The 17,971-nt window shown below is 40.2% G+C and carries 18 protein-coding genes; 4 read left to right on the forward strand and 14 right to left on the reverse strand.

Going from position 1 to position 17,971, the window contains the following annotated elements; genetic code table 11:
- Positions 1–13: 13 nt before the first annotated feature.
- The 10 genes from phoU to JI665_RS08600 form a co-directional block, all read right to left on the reverse strand.
- Entirely contained in the window at positions 14–673 is a 660-nt protein-coding gene (phoU, locus tag JI665_RS08555; RefSeq protein WP_206839299.1) for a phosphate signaling complex protein PhoU, read from the reverse strand.
- Positions 674–737: 64 nt separating this feature from the next.
- Positions 738–1,565, reverse strand: a complete 828-nt coding sequence (gene pstB, locus JI665_RS08560; RefSeq protein WP_206838739.1) for a phosphate ABC transporter ATP-binding protein PstB — start codon at positions 1,563–1,565, stop codon at positions 738–740.
- Positions 1,566–1,583: 18 nt separating this feature from the next.
- Complete coding sequence (gene pstA, locus JI665_RS08565) at positions 1,584–2,468, reverse strand: phosphate ABC transporter permease PstA (RefSeq protein WP_206838741.1); 885 nt, start codon at positions 2,466–2,468, stop codon at positions 1,584–1,586.
- A gap of 1 nt (position 2,469) precedes the next feature.
- The gene (gene pstC / locus JI665_RS08570; protein ID WP_206838743.1) at positions 2,470–3,444 is read right to left on the reverse strand and encodes a phosphate ABC transporter permease subunit PstC; all 975 of its coding nucleotides are present in this window, start codon (positions 3,442–3,444) and stop codon (positions 2,470–2,472) included.
- Positions 3,445–3,560: 116 nt separating this feature from the next.
- Positions 3,561–4,529 carry a PstS family phosphate ABC transporter substrate-binding protein gene (locus JI665_RS08575; RefSeq protein ID WP_206838745.1) on the reverse strand — a complete coding sequence of 323 codons (969 nt, stop codon included), beginning with the start codon at positions 4,527–4,529 and terminating at the stop codon, positions 3,561–3,563.
- Between the two features lie 239 nt (positions 4,530–4,768).
- Positions 4,769–6,952, reverse strand: a complete 2,184-nt coding sequence (locus JI665_RS08580; RefSeq protein ID WP_206838747.1) for a peptidoglycan D,D-transpeptidase FtsI family protein — start codon at positions 6,950–6,952, stop codon at positions 4,769–4,771.
- A 130-nt stretch (positions 6,953–7,082) separates the two neighbouring features.
- Positions 7,083–8,300 (reverse strand): MFS transporter, encoded by a 1,218-nt coding sequence (locus tag JI665_RS08585; protein ID WP_206838748.1) that lies wholly within the window; start codon positions 8,298–8,300, stop codon positions 7,083–7,085.
- A 138-nt stretch (positions 8,301–8,438) separates the two neighbouring features.
- Positions 8,439–9,047 carry a superoxide dismutase gene (locus tag JI665_RS08590; protein WP_206838750.1) on the reverse strand — a complete coding sequence of 203 codons (609 nt, stop codon included), beginning with the start codon at positions 9,045–9,047 and terminating at the stop codon, positions 8,439–8,441.
- 208 nt (positions 9,048–9,255) lie between these two features.
- The gene (locus JI665_RS08595; protein WP_206838752.1) at positions 9,256–9,738 is read right to left on the reverse strand and encodes a DUF456 domain-containing protein; all 483 of its coding nucleotides are present in this window, start codon (positions 9,736–9,738) and stop codon (positions 9,256–9,258) included.
- Positions 9,739–9,894: 156 nt separating this feature from the next.
- Complete coding sequence (locus JI665_RS08600) at positions 9,895–11,502, reverse strand: Na/Pi cotransporter family protein (protein WP_211202507.1); 1,608 nt, start codon at positions 11,500–11,502, stop codon at positions 9,895–9,897.
- Positions 11,503–11,759: 257 nt separating this feature from the next.
- Here JI665_RS08600 and JI665_RS08605 point away from each other — a divergent pair, with 257 nt between their 5' ends.
- From JI665_RS08605 to ispG, 3 genes are all read left to right on the forward strand, one after another.
- The gene (locus JI665_RS08605) at positions 11,760–12,530 is read left to right on the forward strand and encodes a DUF1189 domain-containing protein (protein WP_206838757.1); all 771 of its coding nucleotides are present in this window, start codon (positions 11,760–11,762) and stop codon (positions 12,528–12,530) included.
- A gap of 172 nt (positions 12,531–12,702) precedes the next feature.
- Positions 12,703–13,029, forward strand: coding sequence for a hypothetical protein (locus JI665_RS08610; protein WP_206838758.1), 327 nt, complete (start codon positions 12,703–12,705; stop codon positions 13,027–13,029).
- A 108-nt stretch (positions 13,030–13,137) separates the two neighbouring features.
- The gene (ispG, locus tag JI665_RS08615; protein WP_206838760.1) at positions 13,138–14,259 is read left to right on the forward strand and encodes a flavodoxin-dependent (E)-4-hydroxy-3-methylbut-2-enyl-diphosphate synthase; all 1,122 of its coding nucleotides are present in this window, start codon (positions 13,138–13,140) and stop codon (positions 14,257–14,259) included.
- A 98-nt stretch (positions 14,260–14,357) separates the two neighbouring features.
- Here the strand turns inward: ispG and JI665_RS29115 are convergent, their stop codons facing one another.
- The gene (locus JI665_RS29115) at positions 14,358–14,684 is read right to left on the reverse strand and encodes a hypothetical protein (protein ID WP_414635268.1); all 327 of its coding nucleotides are present in this window, start codon (positions 14,682–14,684) and stop codon (positions 14,358–14,360) included.
- 416 nt (positions 14,685–15,100) lie between these two features.
- Between JI665_RS29115 and JI665_RS08625 the strand changes: the two genes are divergently transcribed.
- Entirely contained in the window at positions 15,101–15,697 is a 597-nt protein-coding gene (locus JI665_RS08625) for a hypothetical protein (RefSeq protein ID WP_206839300.1), read from the forward strand.
- A 101-nt stretch (positions 15,698–15,798) separates the two neighbouring features.
- Here the strand turns inward: JI665_RS08625 and JI665_RS08630 are convergent, their stop codons facing one another.
- The 3 genes from JI665_RS08630 to JI665_RS08640 are packed head-to-tail and all read right to left on the reverse strand — an operon-like array spanning position 15,799 to position 17,894.
- Positions 15,799–16,212 (reverse strand): Fur family transcriptional regulator, encoded by a 414-nt coding sequence (locus tag JI665_RS08630; RefSeq protein WP_206838764.1) that lies wholly within the window; start codon positions 16,210–16,212, stop codon positions 15,799–15,801.
- Positions 16,213–16,260: 48 nt separating this feature from the next.
- Positions 16,261–17,109, reverse strand: coding sequence for a metal ABC transporter permease (locus JI665_RS08635; protein ID WP_206838766.1), 849 nt, complete (start codon positions 17,107–17,109; stop codon positions 16,261–16,263).
- Positions 17,106–17,894 (reverse strand): metal ABC transporter ATP-binding protein, encoded by a 789-nt coding sequence (locus tag JI665_RS08640; RefSeq protein WP_206838768.1) that lies wholly within the window; start codon positions 17,892–17,894, stop codon positions 17,106–17,108. Before JI665_RS08640 ends, JI665_RS08635 begins: the two co-directional genes overlap by 4 nt.
- Between the last annotated feature and the right edge of the window lie 77 nt (positions 17,895–17,971).

Raw genomic sequence — 17,971 nt, forward strand, 5'->3', positions numbered from 1 at the left:
TCCGTTTTTCTTATTAATTATTCAAATCATACTGACGCCCTTTTACCAAGTAAAAAATATGTTCAGAGATATTGGTGACATGATCAGCTGCTCTTTCTAAATATCGGCAAACAAAAGACAGCTGAGTGATCTGAGGAAGGTATTCCGGTTTCTGCAGGTTGATTTGCAGCAGCTCTTTAATTGTTTCACCATAAAGGTCGTCTACCTGATCATCCATATCAGCTACTTTTTTTGCCTTTGTAATATCTTCTTCTGTGAAAGCTTCCAATGATAAGCGAAGCATTTCGGTGGAAATTTCGTACATTTCTTTTATATGCTCAATCGGCTTAATAAGTGGTTCTGACCCAATCCGTATTGTAGACTTCGCAATATTTACTCCAAAGTCTGCTATCCGTTCAATGTCTGTCGCGATTTTAATTGCCACAATGATGCGGCGAAGGTCAATTGCTACAGGCTGCTGTTTGGCAATTAACAGAATGGCTAAATCATTTATTTCTTCATATAAAAGATCTGCCTGGTTATCGTCATCAATGATTTCAAGTGCCAATTCTATATTTTGGGTTTCAAGCGCCTCAACCGATCTATGCAAGGCCTCTCCTGCAAAATTGCCAATTTCAATCAGTTTCTTTTGAAGCTCCTGCAAATCATATTCAAATCTCTCACGTACCACCATCAATGTAATCCCCCTTCATCCTAAAAGTAATAATTAAATCGTTGATACAAACCAGTAAAATAGATTAGCCGAATCGTCCAGTGATATAATCTTCAGTCCGCTTATCTGAAGGGGTAGAGAATATCTTATCTGTATCGGCAAACTCGATTACTTCACCGTTTAAGAAGAAAGCTGTTTTATCAGAAATACGGGCGGCCTGCTGCATATTATGAGTAACGATGATAATACTGAATTCTTCCTTAAGCTCCTGCACAAGCTCTTCTACCTTTAAGGTAGAGATAGGGTCAAGTGCAGATGTCGGCTCATCCATTAAGATGACATCTGGTTCAATTGCTAGACAGCGTGCAATGCAAAGGCGCTGCTGCTGCCCGCCTGATAAGCCATACGCATTCTGGTTCAGGCGATCCTTAACCTCATCCCAGATTGCCGCTCCCCTCAAACTCTTCTCAACAATCTCATCAAGGATCTTTTTATCGCGAATACCGTGAATTTTCGGGCCATATGCTACATTTTCATAAATGGACTTTGGAAATGGATTTGGCTTTTGAAAAACCATTCCCACATTCGTTCTTAAATCCTCCACTGTAAATGATTTATCAAGAATATTACGCTCCCGGTATAAGATTTCGCCGGAAATTTTTACTGAAGGCACAAGTTCAACCATGCGGTTTAGAGTTTTAATATATGTGGATTTACCGCATCCTGATGGTCCGATAATGGCCGTTACTTCATTTTCATTAATGGCTAAATTGATATTTTTTAACGCATGCCCTTCACCATACCAAAGGTTAAGATCTTTTGTATTATAAACAACTTTTTTGTTTTCTGTTGAATTTGGGTTTATGTTTTCTTTTTTTACATTTGGATTTGTTTTCTCTGTCACTACAGGCATTTTATAAAACCTCCCAGGCTAATATCTTTTTTGGAATTTATTCCGAATTAAGATGGCTATTGAGTTCATCGCGAATAAAACAATTAATAAAATAACGATTGTCGCAGCTGCCAGGTTTGCATATTCTGCTACTAGAGCAGAGTCGATTGTCCAATAATAAATCTGTACCGGCAAAATCGTAAATTTATCAAAGATTCCATCAGGAACAGGAATTAACAAAGCCGGTATACCGATAACAACCAATGGCGCTGTTTCGCCTATAGCCCGCGATAGTGCAAGAATAACCCCCGTAAGGATTCCAGGTAATGCTGCAGGAAGAACTACATTTTTAATGGTTTGCCACTTTGTCGCTCCCATACCGTAAGAGGCTTCTCTTAAAAATTGGGGAACAGCACGGATTGCTTCCTGGCTGGCAACAACAACCACTGGAAGAACCAGCAATGCCATAGTAAGACCGCCAGCAAGGACTACAGAACCCAAATCCAAAGCTCTTGCAAAAACAGTTAGTCCTAGTATACCAAAAACTACTGAAGGAACACCTGCCAAGTTGGAGATATTCGTTTTAATAAAAGAAGAAATACGTCCCTTGGCTGCGTATTCTTCAAGATAAATAGCCGTACCTACCCCAAGAATCATCGTAACGGGAGCAACAACAAGCATCAGCCATAGTGTTCCTGTTATTGCTCCCCAGATTCCGGCTCTTTCAGGATCTGTCGATAAGCGATTCATTAGAAAATCTATGTTTATCCAGCCTAATCCATCTGAAAGGACTCGATATATCAAGACGATCAATACTACAAGACCAAACAAGGTTGCCAAAAAGAAAATCGTTTTCGCCATATTATTGGCAAGGAGACGGCTGCCCATTTTTTTATGCACTTGTTCTGAATCTACATATTTCATATTAATATTCCTCCCTGAACCTGCGAGAGATATACTGAGCAAGAAGGTTCATAATTAACGTAAACACAAACAATGTCATAGCAACAGCATAAAGACTGTAATATAATGTTGTACCTGCGGCTGCTTCCCCGCCTGTTACTTCCACAATATAAGCAGTCATTGTCTGCATGGATTGGGTAACATCAAATGTAAAGTTTTTCGAACTTCCGCTCGCAATGGTTACGATCATCGTTTCCCCGATTGCTCTAGAAATTCCTAACACAAACGAAGCAATGATACCTGAAATAGCTGCTGGTATAACCACTTTCCAGGTTACCTCAAGCTTTGTTGCCCCCAATGCAAGGGCACCTTCCCTCATAGCATTTGGCACAGAACTCATTGCATCTTCAGAAAGGGACGCTACCATTGGGATGATCATAATTCCCATTACAATCCCCGGGCTTAAAATATTCGTTGGTTCAAGGCCGGGAATAAAAGATCTTAGTAAAGGTGTTACAAATGTAAAAGCAAAAAACCCATAAACAATAGTAGGAATACCAGCCAGAATTTCAAGAAGCGGCTTTAAGGTTTTTCTTGTTTTTTCTGAAGCGTATTCACTTAAAAATATCGCTGTCATCAGTCCCACCGGAATGGCAACAAGCATGGCTATTAAAGTGGAAATGATTGTTCCGGTCAGTAAAGGAAGAACTCCAAAAACAGCATTGGCACCTAATGGCTTTAATTCAGTGCCTGTAAAAAAATCTATAAAAGGAACGTCTTTGAAAAAGGCGATTGTTTCCGTAATTAAAGTAAGTACAATTCCAATAGTAGTCAAAACAGAGATTGCTGCGATACCAAATAAAATTTTTGGAATTAACTTTTCAGTATAATTATTAACACTTCGAGATTTTTTCTTTTGTTGTATGATTTCACGTATATTCAACTTTTTGTCGTTATCGTGAACAGCGCTTTTTGCCAAGTGTAAAACCCCTTTCATCCCTCTCATCCATAGAAGAACTATTTAGCTTATAATACCCGCATAAAAACTTTTAACACTGCAAGAAGATGAGAAGTCTACCCTCTCATCTTCCCGTTTTCAACACTTCTTGAAACTTACTTCAATCCGTTCAAAGCATCTAGAGAAGCCTGGATATCTTCATCAGATAATGGAGCAAATCCAGTTTCTGCTGCAACATCCTGTGCATTTTCCATAGTATAGATAGCATAATCAAGCACTTGCGGCTTTTCTTTAGCCATATTTGTATTCAGGTATGTGAATACAGGGCGAGTAAATGGAGCATAGTCTCCGTCTTCTTTGATTGTATCTAATGATGGTTCAACTGGTCCATTGCCAAAGTCTACTTTTACTGCCGACAATTTATCTTTGTTGCTGTCATAGTATCCATAGCCAAAGAATCCGATAGCGTTTTTATCTTTAGATACAAGATCCACTAAAGTTGAGTAGTCCTGCTGTAAGTTGATATTTTCAGGAAGGTCCTGTTCTTCAAGAATATTTTCAAACATAAATTCGTAAGTGCCATGGTTTTCATTTGGGCCATAAGTTTGAATTTCTTCATCCGGGAAGTCAGGGCGAACATCTGACCATTTTTTCTTTCCTGCACTGGCAAGGAAGATATCGACAACTTCTTGCTGTGTAAGCTCAGCAGCCCAGTCATTTTCTTTATTAATTACAATTGTTATACCATCTAAAGCAACCTTCATTTCCTGGACATCAATTCCAAGATCTTCTGCTTGTGCTTTTTCTTCATCTTTAATTGAGCGGGAAGCATCATTAAAGTCAGTTCCGTCTTCCGCAAGAAATTTCTTGAAGCCTGCTGAAGTTCCGGAGCGGCTAACTTCTACAGAGACATTTTCCTGTTCTCCCATGTAGTTTTCAGCCATGCGTGCCATAAATGGATAAACAGTTCCAGAACCATCTATCACTACACTGCCTTCCAGCTCTTCACCAGTTTCGCCATTTCCGCTTGTACCTTCATTTGTATCTCCGCCTCCGCAAGCTGCAGTGAATGCCATTACAGCCGCCAGCATTAGTAAAAGGCTCATTTTTTTAAGACGTTTCATTCCTGAATTCCCCCTAAGAAAATTGGTTGTTTTGTCCTACGAGTATTAGAATAAGGGTTGACTGTTAACGCCGTTTTAACTGTTTGTAAAGCTTTTGTAAATGTGGACGATTCTTGTGTAATTATGTCGAATAAGAGGTATAACATGAATTTATCTTTCCATCATAGCCGGTTTGCAATTCATATAATGAGGTGAAATAAAAAAACTGCCTCCCTAAATGGGAGACAGTTTAGCAACACTTATTCATCCTCTTCCTTGCGGGCATCTTCCTGTCCTTCAAGTACTTCATCTATATTTTCCACTTTTTGAACAGATTCTTCACTATCATTGCCCTTTTTTTGGCGTTCCTTTTTAAGATCAAAATAAGCATCCAAAACGCGTTCGCCAATTTCTTTATTGGCTCCGTGATCCACGCTTCCCTGGTAAGCCCATGGAACTAATACCGCCATGGCTACCTCAGGATTTTCAGACGGAGCATAGCTTACAAGACTTAGGTTCATGACCTCAGGCGGCTCTTTGCCAAACTTGCTGCGCTCTGGTCCATCGTAAAATGCCTCGGCAGTTCCAGTTTTCCCCGCCGGCTTATATTCCTTACTGCCAAACAAACCGTATGCTGTTCCGCCTTTTTCCTGCATGACTCTGCGGAAGCCTTCCTGGACCCGGTCCATCCAGCCATCTTCAAGCTCTACCCGATTAAGGACTTTCGGCTCCATTTCCTGCACAATAGGTCCAAGTTCATTATTTTCCATCAATGGCTCACGGATTTCCTTTACTATATGGGGCTCCATTCTGTTTCCGCCATTGGCTATGACCGAAACATATTGGGCAAGCTGCATATTGGAATAGGTATCGTACTGGCCAATCGAAAGGTCAAGCATAAAACCAGGAAGGTTGCTCATTCCCTTAAAGCCTGTTTGCTCATTTGGCAAATCAATTCCTGTCCGTACTCCAAGCCCAAATTGAGCGAAGGAATCCCTTACAGTACTAAAGGCTTGCTCATCTATCCACAATGGCTTTTCATACTCATATTTTCCGCCGCCGATATCGATAACAGTTTCAAACATATAAACATTCGAAGAGAATTTAAGCGCATTGATATCATTTAAAGGGCCAAAATTTCTCCAGGATTTTTTTACAGGTGTTCCTTTAATTTTTAGAGGCCGGTCATAAAAAACGGTCCCCGGAGTAATAGCACCTGTTTTATATCCGGTAAGAATTGTAGCACCCTTCACAGCAGAACCGACATTATAAGTAGTAGTGATATTGCCTAATGCATCGTCCTGCATGACTGATTGGCCTGTCTCTTTATCCTTTACAATCTTTTTGCCGGCCATTGAAAGAACCTCTCCGGTATGAGGATCCATCAGCACTACATATGCTCTGTCCAGTAGTGCAGTACCTGCAGATGCTTTTGCTTCACGCAATTCCTCTTCAATGATTTTCTCTACTTCCTTCTGAAGATCCATATCAATACTCAGAACAAGATCCTTTCCTCTTTGTCCATCAGTGATGGGTACAGTTTCAAGGACATTACCGGCTTTATCTGTAATATTTTTCACTTTTGCCTTTTGGCCGTGTAGCACTTCTTCGTATTGCATCTCAATATAACTTTTTCCTACACGGTCATTACGGCTGTAATCACGGGCCATATAGTATTCAAGCTGTTCGGCCGGCAGCCCTTCGTCAGAGCTTGTCACATTACCCAGCACAGATTTCAAAGTATCTCCGAAGGCATAATACCTTTCCCAGTCGGTTGTTGTATCAACACCCTGAAGAATTTGAAGATTTTCGCTGACAACCGCGAATTCCTCAGGAGTGACTTCTTTATTTTTGACAATTTGCGGTGTTAATGCATATCCGCTTGTAAACTCTCTGTAGATGGCAAGTACTTCAAGATCATCTTTTGACAATTCGTTTAATTCATCTTCTGTAATTCGATCCAATGTGAGCTGATACATGGCCTTGTCCAATTCTTTCTGATCGCCTTCGTACTTCTTTTCAAGCTCTTCTTTGTCTCTTTTAGAGATCTTTTTTTCAGCCTCTTCAGGATTTTTCATAATCCAGTAATCTTTCTTATCTCGTTCCTGAACTTTTTCGGTATCTTTGTGTATGAGCTTGGCCAGCCTTTCTGCCACCTCAAGCATTTCGTCCTGCTTGTATCCATTATTAGTAAATGTGATGGCATTTTGCGGTGTATTATCGACAATCACCTGGCCATTTCTGTCAAACATCTTTCCTCTCGGTACCGGGCTGTTGACTGTAACATCTTCCGTTCTTTCAATCTCCCGCTTATAATCGTCACCGTAAACAATCTGAACCATCCCAAGCCTTAGTATCAGCATGGAGAACAATAAAAACACAGCAAAGAAGAGCATATTCAGGCGGAAAGGAACATGGGTCTTCTTCTTTTTCTTCCTATTCAAAATTACGCACACTTCCTTTAAAAAAGTCTCATACTCCCATTCTAAAAGAAAATAGCAATAAATTCTATAAAGAACCCTTTTTCGACAGAGATATTTTTCTGGTAAAAAAAGAGAGAGGAATTCCTCTCTCTCACGCAGACTGAAATTGTATTTTCCTGACGAAGAAATAGATGACCGAATGCCCTGCACCTATGATTAAGAGCAGAATAGGAATGCTTTTTTCTTCATTGAAAAAAGATACCGCAGCTAAAAAACCTAAAATGGATACCATCCGTCCTGCATTTAAAAAGATCTCCCTTACTACGATATACTCAATTCTCATCTCTGCAGCCTTCCAGCCTCTGCCAATGACATCATATGTTAATGAGATATATGGCACAAGCAGGAGCGGATACGCAATAGCAATAGTGGCTGCATACATCAGCAGCTTTGGATACGTAACCTCAAAAACGATAAAGAATATAGCACCATACAGTAATAGCCCTCCTATAAGTATGGCCCTTTTCCGATACTCCTTCTTTAAAAGCCTTGATACAAGAAAATACCCCAAAAAAGATATACTTGAGTTGACCAATCCGTATGTACCAAGAGCCAGTTCACTGCCAGTTGAAATAAAAACATAAACTGATATGACAAAAATAAAAGTTCCCTCTCTAAGACCCTGAAAAAAATGGGCATTCGTAATCATTCGCCAGTTCAGACTGTTTTTTCGTTCTGCAAGGATTCTTCCAAATAAATACCTTCCGTCAGCCGGCCGCCTTTTAAGAAAAAAGCTTAAAAAGACAGCTATTGAAAAAAGTGTCAGGGAGATGCCGAAGATAACGGAATAGCCTGTGAACTTTTCCATCCTTGAAATAATGAAACCCGCTGCTATCGGTCCAATCATACCCCCAACGGATGTTAGTATTCCAAGGAACCCATTAAAGAAATCGCGATTCTCCGGCTCAGTTATTTCAAAAGTGAGTACATTGAAAGCAAGCCAGTAGAACCCATACCCGACTCCCAGCAGAGCCCCTAGAAGCAATAGAAATTTTGAGGCATTTGTTCCAATGAAAAGCACTGTCAGATAAAATAGTGCCAAAAAGATTACACCGATTCTCAGTACAATGACACGGTCAATTTTCTTCGCCCATCTTCCTGCCAGGATAAACGTTAAAGGCTGAAGAACCACAATGGCCAGGTTATATAAAGCAAGATCGCTGAACTCACCAGACTGCTTCCAGAGATAAATATTTACAAATGTGTTGGAAAGGGCAGCACTTAAAGAATAAAGCCCCCCTATAAATAAAAGCAATGTTAAATCTTTCGTTAAATCGACATCACCGATCAGTTTTTTAAATCTGCTCATAAAAAAACTCCCCTTTGGTTCTAAGGGTAGTCTCCTACAAAGCAAGTGCGGTTATGCAATGATTTAGAAATTAACAGAATAGCTCTTTATTCCTAAAAAAAAGCACGGCAGATGTAAACCGCCGTGCTTTTTGATTTATTATTTTGCTGCGCTGTAACGCTTAGAAACTTCATCCCAATTAACAACATTCCAGAAAGAATTGATGTATTCAGGACGGCGGTTTTGATATTTTAAGTAGTAAGCATGCTCCCAAACATCAAGGCCAAGGATTGGAGTCTTGCCTTCCATTAATGGAGAATCCTGGTTAGGTGTGCTTGTTACTTCCAATTCGCCATTGCTTACTGCCAGCCAAGCCCAGCCAGATCCGAAGCGAGTTGTAGCTGCTTTTGCAAATTCTTCTTTGAAGCTGTCATAGCTTCCGAATTTGCTGCTGATAGCGTCTGCTAATTCACCTGTAGGCTCGCCACCGCCATTTGGAGAAATGATCTGCCAGAAAAGAGAATGGTTTGCATGGCCGCCGCCGTTGTTGCGTACCGCAGTGCGAACAGCTTCAGGTACGGCATCCAGGTTAGAAACAACTTCTTCAACTGTTTTAGAAAGAAGCTCTTCGTTTCCTTCTAAAGCATTGTTCAGGTTTGTTACATAAGTATTGTGATGCTTTGTATGATGAATATTCATCGTTTCTTTGTCGATGTTTGGCTCCAATGCATCATAAGCGTAAGGTAATTGCGGTAATTCGAATGCCATAATAAAATTCCTCCCTATGTATCTGTTTTAGTAAGCCCCTGAAACGCTCCAATCATTTATAAAATTCTGATTTTAGAATGTTTCTAAGGTCTTTAGTTTAAGATTACCAAAGTTGGTTTTTTGTTTCAAACAAAATGCTTTGCTACATATATACAATATCCTATCTAGTTTTTATTATTCCATTAAATTTAAACCTTTCAGCAGGTCCTCAAAGGACCACAAATAGAAAATAAATAATCATTATCCCTTGAATTACAGCTTTTGCTGCTGCACTGCTGACAAAGCCGATTACCGATCCGAAACCGATCTTCACTGCATCATTGAAGCTGGTCTTATTTACTGCGAGTTCCGCAATGACAGCACCCAAAAAAGGCCCGATTAATATTCCCAATACAGGGATGACAAATGGACCTGCCAGCAGGCCGATTGTGCTTCCCCAGACACCGGCTTTTGATCCGCCAAACTTTTTTACCCCAATCATATTTGCTAGGTAGTCAGCACCAAATAGCAGCAGGACAAATAGCACCTGAATTGTCCAGAAAAGCCAGTTAAAAGGTTCGAAAGAAAATAGAATTCCATACAGGATAAAACCTCCCAGCAAAAACAGAACACTTGGAATAATCGGAAATACAAGGCCCGCAAAAGCAATAATAAATAACAGAATGATAAGCGTCCAATAAATTATCTCCATGATCAGCACCCTTTCCAGAAAAGCGCAAGCGACTTGCCCACCCCCGACACCTCGAGGGCGTAGGCTGCTTGCGCTAGACAGTTATCTCACTTCAGAATATATACATTCATTATTAAAATAAATAAGCAAGGGATTTCCCCTTGCTTATTTTACCACTTATTCATCTCCTAAAACAGCTTCAGCAATATTCACAGCATGATCGCCGATACGTTCAAGGTTGCTGACAATGTCTACATACACTATGCCGGCCTGGCCGGAGCAGACTCCTTCATTCAGCCGAAGAATATGCTGTTTGCGAAGCTTTCTTTCCATTTTGTCAATCTCTTCTTCTTTTTTTACAACATGCTCTGCAGCAATTTTATCATTGTGGTCCAGTGCCTGAAGAGCTTCTTTTACAGTAGAAATAGTTAATTTGAACATTTGTTCTAAATCAGCCATAGCTGAATCAGTAATGGACACTTTATTTGCCTGTTTATAATCAATCAGTTCTATTACATTTTCGAAATGGTCACCGATTCGCTCAATATCTCTTACCGTATCCATCAGCACAGTGTGCTCGGCAGACTCATGTGCTGAAAGTGAGCTTGTAGATAACTTAATCAAATAGTCTGTAATTTTGCGGTCAAGGTTATTGATAGCGTCCTCTAACTGGTATGCACTTTCTGAATGTTTTTGATTGCCGGTTTTCAAATATTGAACCGTTTCTTCCAGTCCCCGTACTGAGAATGCTCCCATCCGAAGCACTTCTTCTTTAGCTTGTCCAAGTGCAATCGAAGGTGATTGTTCTATAAAAACAGGATCCAAATGTTTTGCTTTATATTCAGCAACAGCATCTTCTCCCGGAATAAGTTTTGTTACAATCCATGCCAGTGCTGCTACAAATGGCAGCTGAATAAGTGTATTAGTACTGTTGAAAATTCCATGTGCAAAGGCAATGGTCATTTCAGGATTTAAGTTAATTTTCACTTGCAGTGTCTCAATCAATAATGTAAAAGGCTTTAATAAAATCAAGAAGATAGTAGTACCAATTAAGTTAAACAATACATGCACGGCCGCGGCTCTTCTTGCAGCAACAGACGCTCCAATAGCGGCTAAAACAGCTGTAATGGTCGTTCCAATATTGTCTCCAAACAGAACCGGCAAAGCCGCATCCAGGTTAATCAGCTCTTCTGAAAACAAGCCTTGGAGAATACCGATTGTGGCACTTGAGCTCTGAACAATAACAGTAAACACTGTTCCGACAACCACACCCAGAATTGGATTTGAACTCATGCTTACGGTTAAGTCATGAAAAGTTTCCAATGAACGAAGAGGCTTCATTCCCCCGCTCATTAATTCAAGTCCATAGAATAATGCACCAAAGCCAAATACAATCTGACCGACATTATGGACCTTTTTGTTTTTAAAGAAAAACAATAGGATTGAACCTAAAGCAATGATTGGCAAAGCGTATTCCCCGATATCGATTCCAATGATGAATGCTGTAACCGTGGTTCCAATATTGGCTCCCATAATAACACCTATTGCCTGGCGCAATGTCATGAATCCGGCTGATACTAATCCCACTGTAATAACAGTGGTTGCAGAGCTGCTCTGTATTAGGATGGTGACAAGAATACCTGCCAGCACTCCCATTAGAGGATTCGTAGTAAATCTATCTAATAAATCCCTCAGCCGGTCACCAGCTGATTTTTGGAGCCCATCACCCATGAACTTGATTCCATAAAGGAAAATACCAAGCCCGCCCAAAAACTCAAAAAGCATTTGCTGAACATTCAGTTCCACAATTTTTCAACCCCTATAACTGTTTATTCGACATGTTTCATCAAACCCCATACAATTATTAAAGGAAACCCGCAGAAATGTAAACCTGTTATGAACTAAATTTACAATACCTTAACATTTGATCCTTATATTACAAATTTGTTACAAATACAAAAAGGACTTGCAAACGCATTTGCTTGTAACGTCTGGATATTTGGCTAAAATATAATAGTGAATCTCAAAAAGGGTGTGTCAAAATGAATATTATTCTTCAGTTTTATAAAAGCCTGTTTTCTCCTAAAGATATCGCTTTATTTCGCCATCAGGGGATAGGAAAGACTATTTTGTATGTGTTTTTCCTTACCCTGCTTTCAGTACTGCCAACCGTGTTTTATTCCGGTTCGGCAATCATTAATGGCTTAAATGCTATTGATAAAACAATTGACAGTGATCTGCCGGATTTTGAAATTACAGAAGGACAGCTTCACACAGAGGAGGAAGCACCTGTAACCCTCAATAAAGATAATTTTACAATCATAGTTGATTCGACAGGAGCAGTTGACACTACTGTCTTATCAGATAGCGGCAATACGATTGCGTTATTAAAAAATGAGGTCTACATTCATGCTGAAGGACAGAAACAGACATATCCATACACATTGCTGACAAGCCGCACAATTACAAAGGATGACTTATCAGACTTCCTTTCTTCTGCAGAATCCCTTATGCCGATTATTATTCCCTTAATAGCGGTTGTCATTTATATTTTCGCAGCCGGCATTCGATTTATTGAGATATCCCTGATAGCACTTGCAGGTCTTCTTCTCAAAAATGCACTAAGTAAAAAACTGGAGTACCGTCATTTATGGCGCATGTCTGCGTACAGCATTACTTTGCCGACCGTTTTCTTTACTGTAATGTCAGCCCTTCAGACTGTGGTACAAAATGGGGCGATTATTAACTGGTTTGTTTCTCTTATCATTCTCCTCTTGTCCATTAAGGAAATACCATCTCATAGCTCAAAATAAAAACGTGCCAATAGCGCGTTTTTATTTTTGCAATTAAAAAGAGGAGTTATTTTATAAATAAAGCAGTTGTTAATGCAGAATAATACAAATTGAGGACTTTTTTTGGTCTAATCATATTCGGACAAGCATACATATTGGGTAAACATGCTATTTGCAGGGGGTTTTGGCCAGTATGAAAAAGCTTGCGGGAGTACTGCTTTCAATCCTAGTTATATATGTAATCTATTATGACCTTGATCATGGCACATTGCCCGCTGGACAAAAGCAAGCACTGGAGGCCAGTACGCTGCCCACAGAAACAGGTGAAACCTATTTTGAAAAAAAGGTCAATCCTGGAGAGACAGTTCTTTCAATTATAGAACTGAACCTTGATGGACCAATTCCTGTTGGCATAGACCAGGTTGTGTCAGACTTCTCGGAATTAAATAATGGAATGCAGCCTGAAGACATTAAATCAGGTAAGACCTATAAATTTCCGAAATATACTCAGGACAACTAATCATCATTCTTGTCAACTTCAGCGGTTCATTGATACAATAAAGTGAACCTTCTCTAACAGCATACATCTCAGCTGTTATATGAAAAGATAAAAAGGAGCGAATCTCCATTGAGTGAAATTATAAATCGCACTAAAACAAGGCCTGTTAAAGTTGGGCCTTTAACAATTGGCGGAAGCAATGAGCTGTTCATTCAGAGTATGACCACTACGAAAACACATGACGTTGAAGCGACTGTAGCTGAAATTAAAAGGCTCGAAGAAGCAGGATGTCAAATCGTGCGTGTTGCCTGCCCGGATGAAAGAGCTGCAAATGCCATAGCAGATATTAAAAAACAAATTAACATACCGCTTGTTGTTGATATCCACTTTGACTACAAGCTGGCATTAAAGGCCATCGAAGGCGGAGCAGATAAAATCCGCATTAATCCGGGGAATATTGGTAAACGTGAAAAAGTTGAAGCAGTTGTCAAGGCCGCAAAAGAAAAAGGAATCCCTATCCGCATAGGTGTAAATGCAGGTTCTCTTGAAAAAAGAATCCTTGAGAAATATGGATATCCTACAGCAGATGGCATGGTTGAAAGTGCCCTGCACCATATCAAAATTTTAGAAGACCTTGATTTCCATGACATCATCGTTTCTATGAAAGCCTCCGATGTTAATTTGGCCATTGAGGCTTATGAGAAAGCAGCAAAAGCTTTTGACTACCCTCTTCATTTAGGTATAACAGAATCAGGCACACTTTTTGCCGGGACTGTAAAAAGTGCTGCTGGACTTGGTGCAATCTTAAGCAAAGGAATTGGAAATACGTTAAGAATTTCACTTAGTGCAGATCCCGTAGAAGAAGTTAAAGTTGCCCGCGAACTTCTTAAAGTGTTTGGTTTATCCTCCAATGCTGCAACACTGATCTCCTGTCCGACATGCGGAAGGATTGAGATTGACTTAATCAGCATTGCGAATGAAGTGGAAGAATATATTCAAAAAATTAAAGCGCCAATTAAAGTTGCTGTATTAGGCTGTGCTGTTAACGGGCCTGGAGAAGCCAGAGAAGCTGATATCGGCATTGCAGGTGCCCGCGGTGAAGGCCTCCTGTTCCGCAAAGGCCAGATTGTAAGGAAAGTTCCTGAAGAAACAATGGTTGAGGAGCTTAAGCTTGAAATCGACAAAATCGCCGAAGAATATTTTGCCAAACAGGAAGAAGAAAAAGCAAAGGCAGAAAACCTGCAGCCATAAGGTAAGGCGAATGCTGCCCGCTTTCGAGAAGTTCAAAAATCTATAGAAAAAGCCTGGCACCAAATAAATTTGGGAGCCAGGCTTTTTTTCTTCTTTTTCTAAAAAAACGGCAGAATGAACATACCGACAATAATGGAAATTGCCCCTATTGCAATCGCCCAGCCACCAAGGCTTTCTGAGCCCCTCCGGCGTGCGATAAAACCAAGGACAATTCCTGTTGCTCCAAAAAGAACCGGCAGCACAAACAAAGATAAAATGGAAAGTGCCAGGGCTGCATATCCGACACCTCTGCCGGCTGCAGCTGTTTCATTTTCTCCATCCCTGTCCACTGATCTATTATAGACACCCGGAGCTGCTATTTCGGCAGAAGTTTCCTCAGAATAATCTGCATGAACTGCAGCTTCGTTTTCAACTTCCTGATCCAGCGATCTGCCGTAGACACCAGGCGCTGCTATTTCGGCAGAGGTTTCCTCAGAATAATCTGCATGAACTGCAGCTGTTTCATTTTTCTCTTCCCGATCCAGCGATCTGCCGTAGACACCTGGAGCTGCTATTTCGGCAGCAACTTCTTCAGAATAATCTGCATCTGCTTCGCCAACCCGCTCACTGTATCGAAGGTCATACTCTTCATTCCTGCGCTCTTGGTCTGCCATCATGATCCCTCGCTTCCTTTGCTGTGTTACTAAAAAGTACTGCTTAATGGAGCATTTATAGTGTTTGCGATATAAGACTTTTTTAAGATGTAAATGTTTAACTTTCAAACCTGCTCAGGCAACACTCTTTTGCAAGGCTGGGACTTTTGTTAAGATAAGGGATATATGCATTAAAGGAGATCATAATGATGAAGAAGCGTTTTGGCATTGATATTGACGGAACGGTTACTTGCCCTGAAGCCATGGTTCCATATTTAAATGAAGCATTTAATCTGAATATTACTTTAAGTGATATTAAGCAATATGATTTAACACCCTTGGTAACGATATCAGAAGAGCAATTTGCAGATTGGTTTTATGAAAATGAGCCCATTATATACAAAGAATCTCCCATTGCAGAAGGCGCAAAGGAAGCTTTGACAAACTGGAAACGCAAGCATGAATTGTATTTTATAAGCGCCAGGGGTTCTCACCTGCAGCAAATAACAGAGGAATGGTTTCTAGAGAACACATTGGAGTTCGATCATATTGAACTGATCGGGAGCCATGATAAAATCGAAGCTGCAAAAAAATATGAGGTGGATATCTTTTTTGAAGACAAGCATGATAATGCGGTCATGATTCACGAGGCCTGCGGAATTCCTGTCATCCTATTCGATACACCCTATAACCAGGAACCCCTTCCCAATGGCGTCATTAGAGTCAGAAACTGGCAGGAAGCGAATACATGGGTGGAAGACTGGCTGCAGGAACAAAAGCGGAAGGATCAGATGAACTCCAACTAAAAACGCCATGTCCTGTGGCGGACAATTGGAGCCAGCATATCCTATTTGCAAAAAGAAGCATGAGGCTATAGTAAATAGCTCCATGCTTCTTTTTTATTACTTTATTGAAAACATTCCGGGCACTTCCCATAAATTTCGAACTTATGTCCAGATACATCATAACCCCTCAGATTTTCCTGAACCTGTTTCATGGGACAAACTTCGATTTCTTTCGTCTTGCCGCAATCCAGACATATAAAATGATGATGATGGTGTTCATGTGAGCAAGTAAAGCGGAAGTGTTTTTCTCCTGATAGCTCTGTCATTTCAAAAATATCCAGATCCACGAATAAAGATAAGTTTCTATAGATGGTATCAAAGCTGAGTCCAGGGTAGTTATCCTTCATTTTTTCCAGAACATCTTTGGCCGTTAAATACTTATCACTGTCAGCAAATAGCTGAAGCATCTCTTCTCTCTTCCCTGTATGCTTATAGCCTTTATCCTTCAAAAGCTGCATGGCTTCATCAACATTCATTTTTTACACCTCATTTTTTGCTCTGAGTTAATCTCGGATAGAAGTCATTTACATTTTTGCCGGCCTCATGCCTGCAATTTTTTTAAGCAAGATTGTCACAATCAGTATTAACACGGCAATCATGACGATTGTTCCGCCTGGAGCTAAATCTATATAGTAGGAAATCGTCAGTCCGCCTAAAACTGAAATTTCACCGAAAAGCATGGACAGGAAAATCGTCTGTTTGAATCCTTTTGCAATTCTGATACTTGCTGCAACCGGCAAAGTCATTAGCGATGAAACCAATAAAATTCCCACTATTCTCATGGAAGCAGCTATTACCAGAGCCACCATGACAATAAATATGAAGTGGACACTTTTAGCAGCTATTCCAGATGCCTTGGCATGCTCTTCATCAAATGACAGCAGAAATAATTCTTTATAGAGCAGCACCACAAGTTCAATAACAAACACGCTGATGATTAAAATCGTCCATAAATCCAGCCGGCTGACTGCACTGACACTGCCAAACAGATAACTGAATAAATCAGTATTGAACCCGTCAGCGAGTGAAATGAATATTACACCGAGCCCAATGCCTCCAGATAAAATAATAGGAATAGCAAGCTCCTGATAATGTTTATAAACAGCCCTCAGTTTTTCAATAAACAATGACCCGGCTACTGAAAAGGCCATCCCCATATATAACGGATTCAACCCGCTCAGTCCGATAAATTTCTTTTCAAGCAGCAGGCTTGCAGCGATGCCGGCAAGTGTTACATGACTTAAAGCATCGGCAATTAAAGACAGCCTTCTGACAACAATGAACACACCCAGGAGAGGAGCAATGATTCCGATGATAATTCCAGTTAAAAAAGCATTTTGTAAAAATTCATATTGAAGGATTCCTGCAATCATCTGCCTTCTCCTTTATCGTGGTGATGATGGTCATGATTATGTGTTAGAACATGTACATCGTGCCCGTAAATCTCTGACATTTCATTAATATTTAAGCTTTCAAATTCTGATGTATTTCCATGGAAATGCAAATTCTTATTCAGGCAAGCCACATGGGTAACTTTATCAGAAATTGTGCCAATGTCATGTGTAACCAGCAATAGAGTAATGCCAAGCTTCTTATTTAAATCATCTAGCATCCCGTAGAAAGACTGGACATTTTTCACATCTACGCCTACTGTCGGCTCATCCAATATTAATAATTTTGGGTCGCTTACCAATGCGCGGGCAATGAAAACCCGCTGCTGCTGCCCTCCTGAAAGCTCGCCTATATTGCGTCCGGCAAACTCTTGCATGCCAACAGATTCAATAGCATGAAGAACTTTTGCCTGATCTGCCTTGCCCATAAATTTAAAAAGACCCAGCTTCTTTGTAAGGCCGCTTGAAACGACTTCAAAGACCGTTGCCGGGAATCCTGTATTAAATGAATTTGCCTTTTGAGAAACAAACCCAATGTTCTGCCAATCCTTAAAACGGCTTATTTCCTGGCCAAACAGTTTGACGCTCCCCTTCTGCACTTTAAGCAAATTCAGTACAAGTTTTAGCAGGGTTGATTTACCTGACCCATTCGGACCGACTATTCCGAGGAAATCCCCTGAATTAATGGTCAGATTAATATCCTCAAGGACATTTTCTTTCTCATATCTATAAGAAACATGATCTATTTCAATAATTGGCTGTGCCATTTTTATCACCTTACATATTAAGAATCATTACGATTTACTAACACAGTATACAGGAACCTTCATTTAATGTAAAGGTA

The organism is Bacillus sp. NTK034, from assembly GCF_017303275.1.
In the GTDB taxonomy this organism is placed as follows: domain Bacteria; phylum Bacillota; class Bacilli; order Bacillales; family Cytobacillaceae; genus Cytobacillus.